The sequence below is a fragment of the Brooklawnia propionicigenes genome (assembly GCF_030297015.1).
Lineage (GTDB): Bacteria > Actinomycetota > Actinomycetes > Propionibacteriales > Propionibacteriaceae > Brooklawnia > Brooklawnia propionicigenes.
The window spans coordinates 1,016,495-1,034,341 of record NZ_AP028056.1 but is presented as its reverse complement, the minus strand read 5'-3'; the positions used below and the strand labels follow the sequence as shown (position 1 = coordinate 1,034,341).

Sequence of the window (17,847 nt, the reverse complement as noted above, 5' to 3'; positions counted from 1 at the left end):
GCATCCTTGTGTTCATAGTGTTCACAGTTCCTCGCAGTGTTGCCGCGCATGTGCTCGCCGTTCTCAGCGGCGTCGCTGTGCTGGTCGTCGCACTCTCGGTCGCGATGGCCTATGTCCAGGCACGCCGCCAGGTCGAGGCGACCGCAGCCGAGAAGGTCATCAGCATCGCGACCACGATCGCCGCAACCGATGACGTCCGGGAAGGCCTGATGGCCGATGATCCGGCGGCCGCGCTGGCAGGGTTCGCCGAGCATGAGCGGGCACTGACCGGCGCGGACTTCGTGGTGATCATGTCGCCTTCCGGGCTGCGCTACACCCATCCCGACCCTGCTCAGGTGGGGGAGATGTTCGTGGGCACGATCGCCGGCGCTCAGGCGGGCGGCACCGTTGTCGAGGAGTATGTCGGAACACTGGGACCCTCCACTAGGGCGGTGGTTCCGGTGCTGGCCCATGGGCAGGTCATCGGCCTGGTTTCGGTCGGTGTGTTGCGGGAAAAGGTGACCGCTCAGCTGCGTGCCCTGATGCCGCAGATCGTGGTGGCGGGGCTGGCTGCGGGCGTCTTGTCGGGTGCGGCTGCGCTGGTGGTGGCCTACCGGGTGCGCCGCCAGACCATCGGGCTGAACGCCGCCGATCTGCAACGCCTGCACGACCACCACGAAGCGGTGTTGCACGCGGTTCGTGAGGGGCTGATCATCGTCGGTGCAGACGGCCGCGTCGAGGTGATCAATGACGAGGCACGGCGGCTGCTGGGTTTCAGCGACGACGTCGCCGGACGCAGACTGGCCGATCTGGGGCTGCCCGATGATCTGGCGCGGATGCTGTGCGCGACCGGCGATCACGTCGATACTCCGCAGGTGCGCGGTGGGCGGGTGCTGCTGGTCTCCTCGCGCGAGGTTGTGCGGCAGGGCCGTCGCGCGGCCACGCTCACCACGCTGCGTGACCGCACCGAGCTGGAGGCGGTGACCGGTCAGCTCGGTGCCGCCCGCAGCCTGGCGGATGCCCTGCACGCCCAGGCTCATGAGTCGGCCAATCGCATGCACACGGTGACCACGCTCATTGAGCTGGGACGCACCGAGCAGGCGCTGCAGTTCGCCACCGAGGAGCTACGGGCGACCCAGCGGCAGCGTGACGCAGTGCTGGCAGCTATCGAGGAGCCCTCGGTAGCCGCGCTGCTGCTCGGCAAGATCGCGCAGGCTGCCGAGCGCGGGGTTCGTCTGGACCTCGACGACGATGCCTACCTACCGGCCGGGGCACTGGGTGCGCGGGCCGGCGTGACGATCCTGGGCAACCTCGTCGACAATGCGATCGACGCCGCCGCGCCGTCCGCCGAGAAGCTGGTGGTGATCGACGCGGAGGTAGGTGCCGGGCAGGTGCGATTGACTGTCAGCGATACCGGGCCTGGACTGGACGCGGAGGGGCTGGCGCACGCGTTCGAGCCCGGCTGGTCGACGAAGGCTACCGATGGACCGATCGGGCGGGGGATCGGGCTGGCGCTGGTGCGGCAGACCGTGGAGCAGCTGGGCGGCCGGATCCAGGTGAGCCCGGGGGCCGGCGCGGTCTTCGAGGTGCAGCTGCCGTTGAGCACAAACCCGGACGAGCAGCCGGAGGAACTCGATGAGTGACCTGCGCGTCCTGATCGTCGACGATGAGCCGCTGGCTGCCGAGGGGCACGCCGCCTACGTGCGTCGTGTGCCCGGCTTCGATGTCGCGGGCATCACCGGTACGGTGCAAGAAACCTTGCGTGTACTGCGCAGCCACGACGTCGACCTGATCCTGCTGGACCTCAATCTTCCGGACGGCAACGGGCTCGACATCGTCCGATGCATCCGGGCGGCGGGCGGATCGACCGACATCCTGACCATCACCGCGGCGCGGGAAGCGCGACTGGTGCGCAGCGCCGTCGGGCTCGGAGTCGTCGGATATCTGCTGAAGCCGTTCACATTCGCCGACCTGCGTGAGCGACTGGAGGCGTATCAGCATTACCGAGCCCGACTCGACTCGTCCGGGCTCACCACGCAGCGGGGCGTGGACGCGGTGTTTCGCGATCTGCGCCGACCGGCCGTTGGCGCCGGGTTGCCGCCGAAAGGACTTGCCGGCGAGATGCTCGAGCAGGTGATCGCCGTGCTGCGGGAGGCATCTCCTGCCGGGATGAGCGCCTCCGACGTGGCCCGCTCGTTGGGAACCTCACGGGTCACCGCCAGGCGCTATCTGCAGTACCTCGCCGATGAGGGACGTGTCGCACGCAGCCAGCGGGCCACGGGATCGGGCCGTCCCGAGGTGGTCTTCACCTGGCAGGAGTGAAACCGCCGCACTTGGGTCAAGTTATCTGCAGGGGGTGCAGACAATCAGACCCAAGTGGGGCGCATCGGCGACCGCGGTCAGCTGAAGGCTGCGGCGACGGCCAGCCTCAGGGCGCCGGCGAAGCGGGTTTCGCGCTGCTCGGGCGACATCCGCGATGACGGATCGATCGGATCGACCAGCTGATCGGAGGCGGTCAGCACCGCGAGCGCCTGTTTCCCGAACTCATTGGCGGTCGCGAACAGCGCAGCAGCCTCCATCTCGACCCCGAGCACCCCGTAGCGGGCGAGCTTGGCCCACCATCGCGGATCGGGATTGGCCAGATAGAAGTGATCGTCGGAGACCACCATGCCGACGTGCACCTGCGGCGCGTCCTGCCTGCTCAGCGACGAGACCGCATCGACGGCGGCGCGGGTCAGGCCGAAGTCGGCCACCGACGAGAAGTTGAGCCCGGGCAGCCGCAGTTGGTTGATGTTCGAGGTGGTGTGGGCGCCGTTCGCGATGATCACATCGCCGATGCGCACGCGCGGCGAGATGGCGCCGCAGGTACCGACCCGGATGATCCGTTGTACGCCGAATAGTGAGAACAGTTCAGTGGCGTAGATCGTGATCGAGGGCTGTCCCATGCCCGAGCCCAGCACGCTCAGCGGGCGGCCGTCGACGGTGCCGGTGAAGCCGAGCATGCCGCGGACATCGGTGACCAGGCGGGCGTCGGGCATCAGCAGCGTCGCGATCCGCTCGGCGCGCTTGGGGTCGCCGGGCATCAGCACGGCTGAGGCGAAATCGCCGGGCTCGGCTGCGATGTGCGGAGTGGCCATGCGTGCAGGGGTCCTCTCACTGGTGTGCAGATCGGGGAAGAATGGCCCGTAGGGCGTAGCCCTCAGGATAGACCGATGCTCAGCCAAGGGGTGGCCATGCAAGCAGCAGCCAGCGCACGCGAGTGGATCGAGCATGATCCGGACGCCGGCGACCGGGCCGAACTGCGGAGCCTCGTCGATCGCGCCGAATCGGGTGATCGGCGGGCTGCCGATGAACTGGACGATCGGATGTCCGGAATGCTGAGGTTCGGCACCGCGGGTCTGCGGGGAGCGATCGGCGCCGGTCCGAACCGGATGAACACCGCCGTGGTGATCCGTGCCACCGCCGGGCTCTGCGAGGTCTTGCGGCGCACCGTCGGCGATGACATACACGTCGTGATCGGGCACGACGCCCGGCATCGCTCCTGGGAGTTCGCGCGCACCGTTGCCGGTGTGGTGGTGGCCGCAGGCGGACGCGCATTCCTGCTTCCACACGCGACTCCCACCCCGGTGCTCGCCTTCGCCATCAATGACCTGGACACCGATGCGGGGGTGATGATCACCGCCTCCCACAACCCTGCCCGCGACAACGGCTACAAGGTCTACCTTGGTGGACGCATGGTCACCGGCCCGGGACGCGGCGCTCAGCTGGTCAGCCCGCTCGATGAACAGATCATGGCCGCGATCGAGGCCTCCGGCCCGGCCGACGGCATCCCGGTGACCGCTGGGGGTTGGCAGATGCTCGACGAATCCGTCGAGGACTCGTACCTGAGCGCGGCGCTGGCGCTCAACACCCGGCTCGCCACGCTCAGCAAGGCCTCCGAACAGGTGGACGGGCTACGGGTGGTGCTGACCGCGATGCACGGAGTGGGAGCCGAGCTGGCGAGTCGCGTGCTGGGCGCGATCGGTGTCGCCGATCTGCAGCTGGTGGCGGCTCAGCGCGAGCCTGACCCGGACTTCCCGACCGTGGCCTTCCCGAATCCCGAAGAACCCGGGGCGCTCGATCTGGCCATTACCTTGGCGCGCCAGATCTCGGCCGATCTGGTCGTCGCTCTCGACCCGGACGCCGACCGCTGCTCGCTCGCGGTGCCCGACGGTTCGGTGGACGGTGGCTGGCGGCAGTTGACCGGCGACCAGGTGGGCGCGCTACTGGGCGAATATCTCGGTGCGTGTTATGCCGGTGACAAGCATCGGGTGCTGGCCAGGTCGATCGTCTCGTCGTCCCTGCTGGATGCGATCGCTGCGGAACACCGGCTGGGCTCGGCGCAGACGCTGACCGGGTTCAAGTGGATCGCCCGGACACCTGGCCTGGTCTACGGCTATGAGGAGGCGCTCGGCTACTGCGTCAATCCCCAGGCCGTGCGCGACAAGGACGGCATCACCGCCGCACTGGTCGGCTGCCGGCTGGCCGCATCGCTCAAGCAGGCAGGCCGCAGCATGCTCGACCTGCTGGACGATCTGGCCGTGCGTCACGGCCTGCACGCGACCGCCCCGCTGACCTTCCGGGTGGACGAAGCTGAGCAGATCACCGCGGCGCTGCGGAGGCTGGCCGCGGCCCCGCCGTCATCGCTGGGCGGTTCGCGGGTGCGCGAGTTCGTGAACCTGATGGACGGTTATCTCGGTTTGCCGCCAACGCCCGGCTACCGCCTGGAGACCGAGCGTGGCGACCGGGTGGTGGTGCGTCCATCGGGCACCGAGCCCAAGCTGAAGTGCTATCTCGAGGTGGTCGAAGAGGTCGCCGGACGCGAGCAACTCGCCAACGCCAAGGCAGCGGCAGCCGCGCGGCTGACGCAGATCAAGCAGGAGTTGACCGCCTGTCTCGGGCTCTGACCCAGGGCATGCCGGCGCCCGCCCTCGCCCGCCCTCGCCCCCCGTCCCCCTGTGCGCCCCGTCCCCACTGTTCCCGCGCCCGGAATCTGAAGATGCGCCCGATATATCGGGCGCATCTTCAGATTCGGGGCGCGACAACGGGCTGTGGGTAGCGGAGGGGGCTCGGCGGGCAGGCCGGACGAGCTGCGGGCCGGACGCGCTGCGGGCCGGACGAGCTGCGGGGGCGCGGGAATGGGCTGCGGGTAGCGGAGGAGGCTCGACGGGCCGCGATGGGTGGGCTCAGCGGTCCCAGAGGTCGGGTTGGACGCCACCACCGCGCTCGTTGACCGAGGCCTGGAACCAGGGCAGCGTCATCTGCTGGACCAGCCGGGTGCGCTCGGCGTGGTCGATGAACAGCGCCGACGCCCCGGCCAGCGCGATCTGGGCCAGCTGCATCGTGGACAACCCGAAGGCCTCACTCACCAGCGCATATTCACGGCTGAGCGTGGTCGATCCGACCAGCCGGTTGTCGCAGTTGAGGGTCACGTTGAAGCCGAGCCAGATCAGGGTGCCGATTGGATGCTCCTTGATGGACGACGCCACCCCGGTCTGCAGGTTCGAGCTGGGGCAGACCTCGAGCGGAATCTGTTGATCGCGGACGAACCGAGCGTGGCGTCCCAGCAGATAGCGGCCGGTCTGCGGATCACGGGTGATGTCCTGGACGATGTTGACGCCATGCCCCAGCCGCATCGCGCCGCACACCTGCACGGCCTCGTGCAGCGACTCGAGCGGGCCTTCCTCGCCGGCGTGGATGGTGTAGAAGAAGTCGTTGTCGCGCAGCAGGTGGAAGGCCGCCAGATGGTTGGTGGGCGGGTTCCCCTGCTCGCCGCCGGCGATATCGAATCCGGCTACCAGATCCGTATCGCGGTGGCGCAGCGCCAACTCAGCGATTTCCAGGCTGCGGTCAGCGTGCCGCATGGCGCACAGCAGCTGCCTGGCGATGAACGGTTTGCCGGCCGCTGCGGCCGCATCCATGCCCTCGCGCAGGCCCTCGGCGACGGCCTCGACTGCCTCGTCCAAGCCAAGCCCGGCGCGCAGATGCTGCTCGGGCGCCCAGCGCGCCTCACCGGCGACAACCCCGTCGGCGACCTGATCGTCCACCCACTCGCGGGCGACCCGGCGTAGGTCACCGGCCCGCTGCATGCAGGCGGTGGTGTGATCGAAAGTGGTCAGGTATTGGGCCAGCGAGCCCGAATTCGCGGTCTCGAAGAACCAGTCCGCCAGGTCATCGGCCGACCCGGCGGGCAGCCGATAGCCGATGTCGTCGGCGATCTCGATCATCGTTTGCGGACGCAGTCCACCGTCCAGATGATCGTGCAATGTGACCTTGGGCAGGTTGCGGAAGAATTCTTCGTCGGCCATGGGGGCAATCGTAGAGGGTCTCGCGCCCCGCCGATCAGGCCAGCAGCGTGCGATCGCTCAACTGGACACCCTTGAGCTTGTCGAACTCCGACATCAGGTCGGCCACGGTGGCCTTCTGCTTGGCCTCGTCGCGCAACTCGAGAATGATCTCGCCCTCGTGCATCATGATCAGGCGGTTGCCCAGCTGCAGCGCCTGCTCCATGTTGTGAGTGACCATCATCGCGGTCAGCTTGTGGCGCTCCACCATCTGATCGGTCAGCCGGGTGATCAAGGCCGCCCGCTGGGGGTCGAGGGCCGCGGTGTGTTCGTCCAACAGCAGGATGCGTGGCTGGGTGAACGCCGCCATGACCAGCGACAGCGCCTGCCGCTGGCCTCCCGAGAGCAATCCGACGCGCGCGGTCAGCCGGTTCTCCAGACCCAGCTCGAGGGTCTTCAGTTCTTCGCGGAACTGTTCACGGCGGGCGTTGGTGACACCCAGTTTGAGCGCGCGTCCACGAGTGCGGGCCCAGGCGATCGCCAGATTCTCCTCGATCGTCAGGTGCGGGCTGGTGCCGGCCATCGGGTCCTGGAAGACCCGGCCCACTTGGCGGGCCACCCGATAGTCGGGCAGCCGGGTGACATCTTCACCATCGATCCAGACGCTGCCCAGATCGGGGCGGTAGCGCCCCGCCACCACATTCAGCAGCGTCGATTTGCCGGCGCCGTTCGATCCGATGATGGTCGCGAAATCCCCGGACTTCAGGGTCAGTGAGATGTCGCGCAGCGCGATCTTCTCGTTGACGGTGCGCGGGAAGAAAGCCTTCGTGACATGGCGAACCTCAAGCATCGGCGCGCTTCACCTTCTTCACAATCCCCGGACGAGGCGCCCGGACATCACCCGAGTCGAGTTCTTCCAGATCCGGATCGCGGTCGGGATCACCCCAGGCCTCGGCGGCGGACTCCTTGTCGCGGCTGCGAGCTCTGAGCCGGTTGAAGACATCCCAGCGGGGCAGCAGCAGCGCGGTGATCACGATCAGGGCGCTCAGCAGCTTCATGTCGTTGGGATCGAACCACGGAATCGTCAGCGCCGCCTGGATGATCAGGCGGTAGATGATCGAACCGCAGACGACCGCGAGTGCGGTGATCCAGATGTGTCCGTTATTGATGATCGCGGTACCGATGATGACCGAAGCCAGACCGGCGACGATCAACCCGATGCCCATACCGATATCGGCATAGCCCTGATACTGCGCGAACAGCGCACCGGACAGGGCCACCAGCCCGTTGCTCAGCGACAGCCCGAGCAGCGTCATCGCATCGGTGTTGACGCCCTGCGCACGTGCCATGCCCTCATTGTCGCCGGTGGCCCGCAATGCCAGACCGACATCGGTCGACAGGAACCAGACGAGCGCGACCACGAAGACGGCCAGCAGCACGGCCAGAATCCCGACCGACACCCAGGTGCCCAGCAGCCCCTTGTCGCGCAGCGGGGTGAACAAGGTGGTGGTGCGCAGCAGGGGCACATTCGCTTTGCCCATGATCCGCAGGTTGATCGAGTACAACGCGATCTGGGTCAAGATGCCCGCCAGCAGCGGGTGGATCTTGCCCCAGGTGTTGAGCAGACCGGTAACCAGTCCGGCGACCAACCCGACGGCAGTTCCCGCCAGGGTCGCCGTCAACGGCTGCCACCCCGCAACAATCAGGGTGGCAGCCGTGGCGGCGCCGCTCGTGAAACTGCCGTCGATGGTCAGATCGGCGAAGTCGAGAACGCGGAAGGTCAGGTAGACCCCGAGCGCCATCAACCCGAAAATCAGACCGAGGTCGATCGCTGTGATCATGTGCTACTTAACCGTTTCGTCAGCCTTGTCGAGCAGCGACTGCGGAATGGTGACGCCCATGCGCTCTGCTGCGGTGGTGTTGATAACCAGCTTCGGGGTCTTCTGGGACTCGACCGGCATGGTCGCGGGATCGGCGCCCTCGGTCAGGACCTTGACGGCCATGTCGGCGGTCTGCTTGCCCAGCTCGTAGTAGTCGAGTCCGTAGGTGATCAGGGCTCCCTTGGAGACCGACTCGGTCTCACCGGCGATCACCGGGATCTTGCGTTCCTCGGCGACCTGCAGCACCGAGTCGAGACCTGCGACCACGTTGTTGTCGGTGGGCACGTAGATGGCGTCGACGTCGAGCGACTGGGCGGCCTGCAGCACCTCACCGGTGGTGGTGATCGTCTTCTCGACGACCTCCAGACCCTGCGCCGCCGCGGCCTGGCGTGCCAGGTCAACCTGGACGGCCGAGTTGATCTCGCCGGACGAGTAGATGATGCCGACCGTCTTGGCGTCCGGTGCCACCTGCTTGACCAGATCGATCTGTTCGGCGACCGGATTCATGTCGGTGGTGCCGGTCACATTGGCGCCCGGGGCCTCATTGGAGGCCACCAGGTCAGCGGCGACCGGATCGGTGACTGCGGTGAACACGATCGGCACATCACTGATGACCTGAGCGGTGGCTTGTGCGGTGGGGGTGGCGATGGCCAGCACCAGGTCGAGGTCGGCGCTGGCGAACTTGCTCGCAATCGACGACGCGGTGGCTTGATCGGCCTGCGCGTTCTGCTCGTCGTAGCTGACCTTCAGGCCGGCGTCGGCCAGGCCATCCTTGAAGCCCTCGCGAGCCGCGTCCAATGAGGCGTGCGAGACGAACTGGGTGATGCCGATCTTGTACTCGGTGTCCGAGCCGCCGGCGCTGGCGGTGCTCGACGAGCCCGAGTCCGAGCCACAGCCGGCCAAGAGAAGCGTGCCGACCGAGGCTAGCGCCGCGAACGTGCGCCAAGTGTTCTTCACGATGGTTCCTTCCACGTCACTGCGCACCGCTACGCGGCGCTGCAGGGACTTACGCTACCTGCTGGTGATTTTGGTGTGTCCAGCGTCTCACCCAGTTGAGAGCGGATCGAGCACAAAGATACAGGCGTTATCCGATTGAAGCACAGCCGGCTCCGGCAGCCGATGCATCAGCTGCGCGGGGCGGTTGGCGGCTGATTCCAGCGGTCGCTTCCGTTGTCATCGTCATCGGCGTCGAACTGATCCTGGGGCTGAGAGGGCTGAGCAGGACGCGTCGGGGGATTGGGCTGAAACGGCGGAGCAGGCGGGGATTGACGGTGCATCTTGCTGCGCATACCGCGCGGGAAGAAGATTGCCACCATGATGAACATCCACCATAAGGAGAAGTGGCCGTTGCCCATCATGATGAGCAGAAGCAGCGCCACCCCCACCAGCACGCCCCAATAGGTGCGCAGGAACTCCTGCCACTGCTTCAGGGGCTGCCGCTGGGCCTGTGGAGCAAACGGTGCCACCTGCTGGTGAGCCGATGGCGACCACAGATAGGCGTTCGTTCCGGGCAGATCGGCCAACAGACTGTTCAGCCGGTAGGGGTCGTCGGTCGCCAGTGCAACCTCGACGCGTTGCTTGAGCCCCGCGTCGTTGAGATAGCCGGACGCGTGGCTACGCTGCAACGCGGCGATCACGCGGTCGCGTTCGGCATCATCGATGGGCATCTGGCTCATAACGTCAAGGCTACCCAGCCACGAAGCCGGACACGTATCCGAGGTTTGCGGCCGAGCCGAGATGGCCGTTGAGCATCTCAGGCGTCGGCGTGGGTCAACTCGTCGGCGATTGCCCGGTCGAACGCGGCCAGATCCTGTGGGCTGCGGGAGGTGATCAGCCGGTAGCCGTTGGCACGGCACAGCTTGACTTCCTGGTTCACCCAGGTCGCCCCGGCATTGACCAGATCGGTGCTGATCGTCGGATAGGACGTGAGCGTCTTCCCGCCGGCAATTCCGGCATTGATCAGCAGCCACGGTCCGTGGCAGATCGAAGCCACGACCTTGCCGTTGTTGGCAAAGCCCTGCACGATGCGTTGAGCGTCCGCGTCGACCCGCAGGGCATCGGCGTTGAGGGTGCCACCGGGCACCACGACGGCCTCATAGTCGGCAGGGTTCGCATCTGCCAGCGTGATATCCGGGCCGAGTGTCGCCCCGGGTTCCTTGTCGCCTTCAAGGGTCTGAATGGGTGAGATCTGTGGAGCAGCCACCGTCACCTGAGCGCCGTGCTCCCTCAGATACTCCAATGGGTTCAAGAGTTCGGAGGTCTCGGTGCCATAGTTCGTGGAGAGGATGAGAACCTTCTTGCCTTCGAGTGTTGTCGCCATGAGTTTCTCCCTTCCTTGTCTATCTTCCAGAGTGCCTCATGAAGTAGAGGCTCCCAAGGTGCCGGCCCCGCTGGCAGGCGTCCCGTCGGACGAGGGCGAGGTCGGTGTCAGATTTCGTCGTTGTGCGAGTCCTCGAAGACGACCGCGGATTGCACGCCCTGGATCTCGGACAGTTCCGCCACCAGATCGCGCAGCGGCGGGTCACCGGTGAAACGGATGACCACTTCGACCGTAGGCGGATCCGATCCTCGGCGCTGCCGGGTGGAGATGACCGACGATAGGAATCCCATCTCGGTGGCGGCGGTGAGCACCTGGCGCAGGGTGCCCGATTTGTCCACGTAGATGAGCCGCACCAGCATTCGACGATCCCCGGTCGGCAACTTGTGCAGCAGCGGGCCGACGCCGAGCACGATCGCCAGGTAGAGCACGGCCGTGGCTGCACCCAGCAGCGCCAATCCGGCGCCGCAGGCCATCCCGACGGCGGCCGACAGCCAGATGCCGGCGGCGGTGGTCATGCCGCGCACCGCGTCCCTGTTGACGAAGATGACACCGGCGCCCAAGAACCCGATGCCGCTCACCACCTGGGCGGCGATTCGGGTGGTGTCCACTGCACTCGGTGCCACCGAGATCACCCTCGGGTCCATCCCGACGATGGTGAACAGGCACGCGCCCATGCCGACCAGGGAGTGAGTGCGTACGCCGGCGTTCTTGTGACGGAACTGCCGCTCCAGGCCGATCAGCCCGCACAGCAGGGCAGCCGCGAGCACTCGCAGTGTTTCCGTGCCGAGAAGCGCCCAGTCCATCCGCTCCACCCGTGTTCGCCGTGCGCCGACGGATTCAGCCTACGCTGAGCGGCTAAAGTTGGACCGGCGCCTACTGCTTTTATGGGTGTCAGGGAGGCATAGATGAGCCAGAGTGAGCACCGCCGGATCGTCCAGAAGTTCGGCGGATCCTCGGTTGCCGACGCGGAGTCGATCAAGCGCGTTGCCCGCCGGGTGCTGGAAGCCAAGCAAGCCGGCAACCAGGTCGTCGTCGTCATCTCGGCGATGGGTGACACCACCGATGACCTGATGGATCTTGCTCTCGAGGTCAGCTCCGAGCCGCAGGCCCGTGAACTCGACATGCTGCTCACCACCGGTGAGCGTCAGTCGGCGGCCCTGCTGGCGATGGCCCTCAACGATCTGGGCGCCGAGGCGCTGAGCTACACCGGCAGCCAGGCCGGTGTCATCACCACTGCCCAGCACGGCAACGCCCGCATCATCGACATCACTCCCGGACGCATCGAGCATTCACTGCAGGACGGCTACATTGTCATCGTGGCTGGCTTCCAAGGCGTCGCGCAGGCCACCAAGGACGTCACGACTTTGGGACGCGGAGCCTCCGACACCACCGCGGTGGCGCTCGCCGCGGCCCTGGGCGCCGAGATCTGCGAGATCTACTCCGATGTGGACGGCGTCTTCACCGCCGATCCGCGCATCGTCCACGGAGCCCGTAAGCTCTCTCAGATCAGCTACGACGAGATGCTGGAACTCGCGGCGTGTGGCGCGAAGATCCTGCACCTGCGCTGCGTCGAGTACGCGCGCCGCGAGGGAGTCACCGTGCATGTGCGCAGCTCATTCAGCAACAATCCCGGCACACTGGTCACCGGCCGGATCAGTCTCGAGGAAGGCAACGCCATGGAAGAAGCCATCATCAGCGGAATCGCCCACGACCGCAGCGAGGCGAAGATCACGGTGGTGGGGGTTCCTGACAAGCCGGGCGTGGCCGCGTCCATTTTCGACATCATCGCCGACCAGGACATCAACGTCGACATGATCGTGCAGAACGTATCGGCGGTCGCCACCGGCGCCACCGATATCACCTTCACTCTGCCGATGAGCGATGGCGCGAAGGCGGTCGAGTCGCTGAACGCCGCCAAGGACCGTATCGGCTTCTCCGAGGTTCGCTATGACGACAAGATCGGCAAGGTCTCGGTCGTGGGCGTGGGGATGCGTACCCATCCTGGTGTCACCGCGAACTTCTTCAACGCGCTGGCCAAGGCCGGCATCAACATCTCGATGATCTCCACCTCCGAGATCCGTATCTCGGTCGTGGTCGATGTCGCCGATGTGGACGCCGCGGTTCAGGCCGCCCACACCGCGTTCGGCCTGGACAGCGACGAAGAAGCCGTCGTGTACGCAGGAACTGGCCGTTGACGCAAGCCGGCGAGCCCCGGGAGGAGCCCGCTCGCCGGGCCCAGTCTCCTGACCCCGGTTCATCTGCCGCTCCCAAACGGGCGGCAGACGCTTACGAGCCCGAACAGCTGTCCTTCCAGCGTTTCGACGATCCTGAAGCCTTCATCGAGACCCGCATCATCCCGCGGATCGTCTGGGACAGCGAGTTCGACCCATCAGCTCCGGCGGCCCGCAAGCAGCAAGCCGAGGAGCCGGGCCCGGACCGCCTCGACCGGGCCGTCCCTGCGACCAGGGCTCCGGACGATTCGGCGGAGTCGCTGGTCGATGCCATCGACGAGGCCGACCGTAAGAACCTGGGACGCAACTCACTGCTGATGGCGTCGGGAACCCTGGTCAGCCGGGTACTGGGCATGGTGAATGCATCCTTGCAGACTGCGGTGCTCGGCACCCTGGTCGCGGGCAGCGCCTTCAAGGCCGCCAATACCTTGCCGAACTTCATCCTGGTGCTGCTGTCGGCGGGCATCTTGAACGCCATCCTCATTCCCCAGATCACCAAGGCGATGAAGCGCCCCGACGGCGGCCAGGACTTCGTCGACCGTCTGGTGACCGCGACATTCGTCCTGATCGCCGCGGTCGCGCTGGTGTGTACCGCCGGCGCCGGGTTGCTGATGCGGGCCTTCACCTCGCTGAGCGGCAGTGGATTGCAGCTGGCGATCGCTTTCGCCTTCATCTGCATGCCGCAGGTGTTGTTCTACGGCATCTTCGCGGTGCTCGGCAATATTCTCAACGCGCGCGGCAGATTCGGAGCCTACGGCTGGGCTCCGGTCGCCAACAATGTGGTCGCGATCGCGGGGCTGATCGTCTTCTTGAGTATGTGGGGCCGCCAGGACGATGCGTCCGCCTGGACGCCGGAGATGATCTGGGTGCTGGCGGGCAGCGCGACCCTGGGCATCGCCGTGCAGGCGGCGATCCTGATCCCGCCGCTGTACCGGTCCGGCTTCCGCTGGCGACCGCGTTGGGGATTGCGTGGGCACGGTTTCGGCCAGCTCGGACGCTTCGCCGGTCTCACCTTCCTGGCGCTGGTCATCGCTCAGGGCGGTGGCCTGCTCATCATGAAAGTGGCCACCTATCTCGCCGATACCGCCCACGCGCGCGGAATCGAAGTGGGCAGCTACATGCATTACCAGAACGCCCTGAATCTCTTCCAAATGCCCTATTCGCTGATCGCGGTCTCGCTGCTGACGGCGCTCTTCCCGCAGCTGGCCAGGGCCTGGCAGCGACGCGATGACCCCCAGATCGGGCTGTCGGATATGCGCGAACTGGTGCGCCGCGGACTGACCTTTCCGGCGCTGGGCATCATCCCGGCTTCAGCGCTGTTCATCGCGCTGGCTGTTCCGGCGGTCCGGGTGGTCTACTTCAGCCTGGACGCCGACCAGGCTCGTGCGACGGCGCTACCCCTGATGGTGATGAGCGCGAGCATGCTGGGCTACACCATCGTCACCTTGCAGCAGCAGTATTGTTTCGCAACCGAACAGGGCAAGACCAATCTGTGGATGCAGTGCCTGCTCACCTTCCTCCAGGTGGGTTTCGCGCTGCTGGCCTACCTGGTGCCGCTGGAGTACGGGCTGTTGGTGATCTGCCTGGGCATGTTCGTGGGCAACACCACACTGGCCTTGGTTTTCGTCCTCTATACCCGCCGTCAGATCGGAGATATGGGCCTGGGGTCGATCCTGGGGATGTATCTGCGGCTGGGCGCCGCGTCGGGGTTGGCGGGTCTCGCGGCCTGGGGTGCCTACCGCGGAATCCTGGCGTTGATGCCCATTCCTGAGGCCGAGATGAGTGCCGGGACGATCTGGGTGTGGCAGCTCGGCGGCGGCGTCATCGGTGGGTTGAGCTTCCTCGTGGTGCTGCTGCTGGCGACCCGTTTGTTGCGGGTGCAGGAGTTCTTCGATCTGCTGAATCCCGTGCTTCGCAAGCTTCATCTACCTCAGGTCGGCTGATCCGTGCCGGTCGGAGGCGTCAGCCTTGCGCGTCGTCCCAGGCGAGTTGGGGTTTGAGCAGCCATTCCAGGGCGATGAGTCGCTGCGCGACGATGCGTGGATCCGCGTCCGAGTAGACGCGCGGACGCAGCGCCTCCTGGTTGTTCAGCGCCCACATCAGCGAGGAAAGGCACTCGTATTCGTCCAGTAGTTCGTTGGTTCCGCGCAGCCGCAGGCCGTCCAGAAACCCCTGCTCGCCGCGGCGCAGCACGAGGTCCTTCACCTGGGTGGGATGGCAGTCGGTGGTTGGCCAGCCGAGGGTAGTGCGTCCGGCCGCCCAGAGCAGTTCGTTTGCCGCCTCGATGCGACGTTGCAGCTTGCGGGCGGCGCCGGTCTCGCGGCGGTTGAAGAGCTCGCGCTCGGTGGGTGGCAGCGCGGCCATCGCGTGCGGGAAGACGGCCTGCATGGCGCGCTGGTTGAGGGGACTGCCGGCGATGACCGAGGAGGCGAAATCGCTGGTCATGACCAGACCGATGATGCGCAGCCCGACATCGCTGACGTCTCGGGTCCGGGTCTCGGCCGCGCTGCGCACCGGAGGAAGATCGCCGGGGATCTGTAGCCCGTGGGCCGAGGCCAGCCAGCTGCGGATGGTTTGGGCGCGCTCTGTCGATTCGGGGGTCAGTGGCACCTTGCCGGTGGGGGCACCGTGGGCCCCGGCGAGCAGCGGACGTCCGGCGGGGTCGAGCAGGGCGCCCTCGGCGACCAGGATGGCGTTGGCCTCAGTGGCCCACGCGGTCAGCCGGGCGAGCTGGGCTGGGTCGGCGCCGTCGAGGGTGAAGCTGTAGGAGCGCTGCGTGTCTCGAACATGGCCGATCAGCAGGCGGACGGTCTCTGCCGGCTGCCCAACACCGGCGCGTGAGACATAGTCCTCGAGCTCGCTCAACGACGCAGCAAAGCCGGCATCCTGTTCGCCCGACTCATGCCAGCGGAAATGCTCGTCCACTGGGGTGAAGTCGTGTGGCACGAACTCGAGCCGCGTTGAGTAGGCGCTGATCAACATGCTGCAAACAATAGTGAATCGGTCGGGACCCGGGAGACTATCCCGGGCTGGTCAGCACAGGCACGCGGCTTCGGCGGACTCCAGGTCGTAGCTGTCCTGCAGATCGAACCAGAACTGATCGGAAGTGCCGAAGTAGGCGGCGAGGCGATGCGCGAGATCGGAGGTAATGCGGCACTTGCAGTGGACGAGTTCGCTGATCTCCTGCAGCGACAGGCCGGTAGCAACCGAGAGTCGTCGCTGCGAGATGCCCAGCGGAATCAACAGCTCTTCCATGAGGATTTCCCCGGGGTGGATCGGGGCAGCAACAGTGGCACCGAGGGTGGTCATAGGACCTCTTTCAATGACGGCCGACACGTCCGGCGCCGGTAGGGAGCCGGCGTCGATGCTGGTAGTAGGGGCCGCCATTGCTGGTCGGTCTCAGGTCCATTTCTGGACCCAGCGAGTAACCATACCCTCCTAGTCAAGCCTTTGGTAGCCCTGTGAGTCCTGACTTCCACAGGTTTAGTGCCCCGAAATTCCGAGATCGTTGAGGATTTCTCGGGTGTTGTCGGGGATGGCGGGTTGGGCTTCGATCGGGTGACCGTTGATGGTGATGGTGACGTGGCGTAGCGGTTGGAGGGTTTGGATGATGCGTTTGATGCTCCAGCCGGTGCGGGCCTGTAGGTCGCGGGCGATCGCGAGCGCGGTGAACACGATGGTCAGGTGGGCTTCGATCGCGTCGCGGGTGTGGTGGAAGATCGGTCTGGCAGCGAGGTCGGTTTTGGACATCCGGAAGGATTGCTCCACGTGCCACAGTTCGTGGTAGGCCGAGATCACCTGGTCGGCGGGCATGGTGTCGACGGTGATGTTGGTGACGTAGCCTTTCAGGCCGGTGAGTCGGCGTGCCCGGTCCAGGCTGGTGTGATCAAGGGTGAGCGTGGCCCCGCTGGTCTTCAAGAATCTGGCCTTGCGGGGCGGGTGGAGGCCATCGATGATCGCTTGGGCCCGGTTCTGCTGCGCGGTCAGGGTGTGTTGATCCCGGACGGCCCGTTTGCGGGAGTATTGCCACACCGCCCGCCACGCTAGCGGATGGGCTTGGGGGTTCCACACCGGCTCGTCGCAGGTGTCGAGCCTGGCCGGGTCGGGTTTGGTGCGGCGCATCGTGATCGTGTCGATGATCTGGGCGTCGGTGAAGTGGTCACCGTGCCAGCAGAAATGCTTGGCCAGATCGTGGGGTGCTTTCGTGACCCGGGACCCGACGATGAACCGGAGCCCGGCATCGTCGAGGGCTTGCAGGTTGGTCGCGGACAACATGCCGGCGTCGGCGACCACGACCATGTCAGTGATCTGGTGACGGTCCTGGAACGCTTTGACGATCGGGATGATCGTGGCAGTCTCGGCCTTGTTACCCTCATAGCAGGCGATCTCTAACGGGAACCCGCTCCGGTCAACGAGCAGCCCGACCACGATCTGCGGATCGACACGACGCTCTTTACTGAAGCCGACTTTGCGAAGATCGTCTTCGTTCTCGGCCTCGAAATACAGCGTGGTGACGTCGTAGAGCAGCAAGGAGATGTCCCCGCCAGCGTCGGTCCACACGTGGGTGAAGCAGGCCTTCGCGATCTGTTCGCGGTAGTCACCAGCCATGCAACGACGCAGCGCGGCGTAGTAGGTGTTCTCGTGGAACGCGTGCATGCCGAGTTGGTTGATCACCCGGATGCTGTCGCGTTTCGAGGTCGGCTCGACGAGCCGGGCTGCGACCAGCTGGAAGAACGCCTCGTCATCGATCACGGTGAACCCGAGCCGGCCCCAGGAGGCCCGGATCGCATCCATCAGGAGTTTCGATCGTGTCCCGGCGACTACCGCGACCGCACCCACCGGCACGCCGTGGGGATCGATACCCAATTCGAAGGCGGGCTGGCCGGCGTGGAGTTTGTCGTGGCCGGCCCGCATCAACGCCGCGAGCTCGGCGTCGGTATGGGCCGACCCCAGATGCTCCACGATCACTCGCTGGCCATGCCTCTTTTCCACGATCTGCACCGCGGTCGCACCCGACCGGGTCTTCACTTTCCGCAGATACGGGCTCACAAGCCCGATTCTAACCGCCCGTTAGTGCCCCAAAACCACCCACCGCAAGCCCCTGACAAGCAAGA

At 66.1% G+C, this 17,847-nt stretch carries 16 protein-coding genes; 5 read left to right on the top strand and 11 right to left on the bottom strand.

Going from position 1 to position 17,847, the window contains the following annotated elements; genetic code table 11:
* Window positions 1–17: 17 nt before the first annotated feature.
* Together QUE25_RS04700 and QUE25_RS04695 are read left to right on the top strand one after the other, a co-directional pair.
* The gene (locus tag QUE25_RS04700) at window positions 18–1,622 is read left to right on the top strand and encodes a sensor histidine kinase (RefSeq protein ID WP_286267997.1); all 1,605 of its coding nucleotides are present in this window, start codon (window positions 18–20) and stop codon (window positions 1,620–1,622) included.
* On the top strand, window positions 1,615–2,301 hold the full coding sequence (locus QUE25_RS04695; RefSeq protein WP_286267996.1) for a response regulator: 687 nt from the start codon (window positions 1,615–1,617) through the stop codon (window positions 2,299–2,301). Before QUE25_RS04700 ends, QUE25_RS04695 begins: the two co-directional genes overlap by 8 nt.
* A gap of 77 nt (window positions 2,302–2,378) precedes the next feature.
* Here QUE25_RS04695 and QUE25_RS04690 read toward each other — a convergent pair whose 3' ends face one another.
* Window positions 2,379–3,116, bottom strand: coding sequence for a purine-nucleoside phosphorylase (locus QUE25_RS04690; RefSeq protein ID WP_286267995.1), 738 nt, complete (start codon window positions 3,114–3,116; stop codon window positions 2,379–2,381).
* 75 nt (window positions 3,117–3,191) lie between these two features.
* Here QUE25_RS04690 and QUE25_RS04685 point away from each other — a divergent pair, with 75 nt between their 5' ends.
* Window positions 3,192–4,925, top strand: coding sequence for a phospho-sugar mutase (locus tag QUE25_RS04685; RefSeq protein WP_286267994.1), 1,734 nt, complete (start codon window positions 3,192–3,194; stop codon window positions 4,923–4,925).
* 279 nt (window positions 4,926–5,204) lie between these two features.
* On the opposite strand, the gene QUE25_RS04680 is transcribed toward QUE25_RS04685, so the two are convergent.
* The 7 genes from QUE25_RS04680 to QUE25_RS04650 all read right to left on the bottom strand — a co-directional run bounded on the left by QUE25_RS04680 (window position 5,205) and on the right by QUE25_RS04650 (window position 11,305).
* Window positions 5,205–6,326 carry an adenosine deaminase gene (locus tag QUE25_RS04680; protein WP_286267993.1) on the bottom strand — a complete coding sequence of 374 codons (1,122 nt, stop codon included), beginning with the start codon at window positions 6,324–6,326 and terminating at the stop codon, window positions 5,205–5,207.
* 34 nt (window positions 6,327–6,360) lie between these two features.
* Window positions 6,361–7,152, bottom strand: coding sequence for an ABC transporter ATP-binding protein (locus tag QUE25_RS04675; RefSeq protein WP_286267992.1), 792 nt, complete (start codon window positions 7,150–7,152; stop codon window positions 6,361–6,363).
* Window positions 7,145–8,143 carry an ABC transporter permease gene (locus tag QUE25_RS04670; RefSeq protein ID WP_286267991.1) on the bottom strand — a complete coding sequence of 333 codons (999 nt, stop codon included), beginning with the start codon at window positions 8,141–8,143 and terminating at the stop codon, window positions 7,145–7,147. Before QUE25_RS04670 ends, QUE25_RS04675 begins: the two co-directional genes overlap by 8 nt.
* 3 nt (window positions 8,144–8,146) lie before the next feature.
* Entirely contained in the window at window positions 8,147–9,139 is a 993-nt protein-coding gene (locus QUE25_RS04665) for an ABC transporter substrate-binding protein (protein WP_286267990.1), read from the bottom strand.
* A 167-nt stretch (window positions 9,140–9,306) separates the two neighbouring features.
* Complete coding sequence (locus QUE25_RS04660; RefSeq protein WP_286267989.1) at window positions 9,307–9,858, bottom strand: DUF1707 SHOCT-like domain-containing protein; 552 nt, start codon at window positions 9,856–9,858, stop codon at window positions 9,307–9,309.
* Between the two features lie 77 nt (window positions 9,859–9,935).
* A complete protein-coding gene (locus tag QUE25_RS04655) occupies window positions 9,936–10,502 on the bottom strand; it encodes a type 1 glutamine amidotransferase domain-containing protein (protein WP_286267988.1) in 567 nt (188 codons plus the stop codon).
* Window positions 10,503–10,609: 107 nt separating this feature from the next.
* A complete protein-coding gene (locus QUE25_RS04650) occupies window positions 10,610–11,305 on the bottom strand; it encodes an MgtC/SapB family protein (protein ID WP_286267987.1) in 696 nt (231 codons plus the stop codon).
* Window positions 11,306–11,407: 102 nt separating this feature from the next.
* Here QUE25_RS04650 and QUE25_RS04645 point away from each other — a divergent pair, with 102 nt between their 5' ends.
* Together QUE25_RS04645 and murJ are read left to right on the top strand one after the other, a co-directional pair.
* The gene (locus QUE25_RS04645) at window positions 11,408–12,697 is read left to right on the top strand and encodes an aspartate kinase (RefSeq protein WP_286267986.1); all 1,290 of its coding nucleotides are present in this window, start codon (window positions 11,408–11,410) and stop codon (window positions 12,695–12,697) included.
* Window positions 12,694–14,676 (top strand): murein biosynthesis integral membrane protein MurJ, encoded by a 1,983-nt coding sequence (gene murJ / locus QUE25_RS04640; RefSeq protein ID WP_286267985.1) that lies wholly within the window; start codon window positions 12,694–12,696, stop codon window positions 14,674–14,676. Before QUE25_RS04645 ends, murJ begins: the two co-directional genes overlap by 4 nt.
* 19 nt (window positions 14,677–14,695) lie before the next feature.
* Here the strand turns inward: murJ and QUE25_RS04635 are convergent, their stop codons facing one another.
* From QUE25_RS04635 to QUE25_RS04625, 3 genes are all read right to left on the bottom strand, one after another.
* Window positions 14,696–15,715: a DUF4272 domain-containing protein gene (locus tag QUE25_RS04635; RefSeq protein ID WP_286267984.1), complete on the bottom strand. Its 1,020-nt coding sequence runs from the start codon at window positions 15,713–15,715 to the stop codon at window positions 14,696–14,698.
* 51 nt (window positions 15,716–15,766) lie between these two features.
* Window positions 15,767–16,042 carry a HigA family addiction module antitoxin gene (locus QUE25_RS04630; RefSeq protein ID WP_286267983.1) on the bottom strand — a complete coding sequence of 92 codons (276 nt, stop codon included), beginning with the start codon at window positions 16,040–16,042 and terminating at the stop codon, window positions 15,767–15,769.
* Window positions 16,043–16,216: 174 nt separating this feature from the next.
* Window positions 16,217–17,782, bottom strand: a complete 1,566-nt coding sequence (locus tag QUE25_RS04625) for an IS1634 family transposase (protein WP_286267982.1) — start codon at window positions 17,780–17,782, stop codon at window positions 16,217–16,219.
* Window positions 17,783–17,847: the final 65 nt, after the last annotated feature.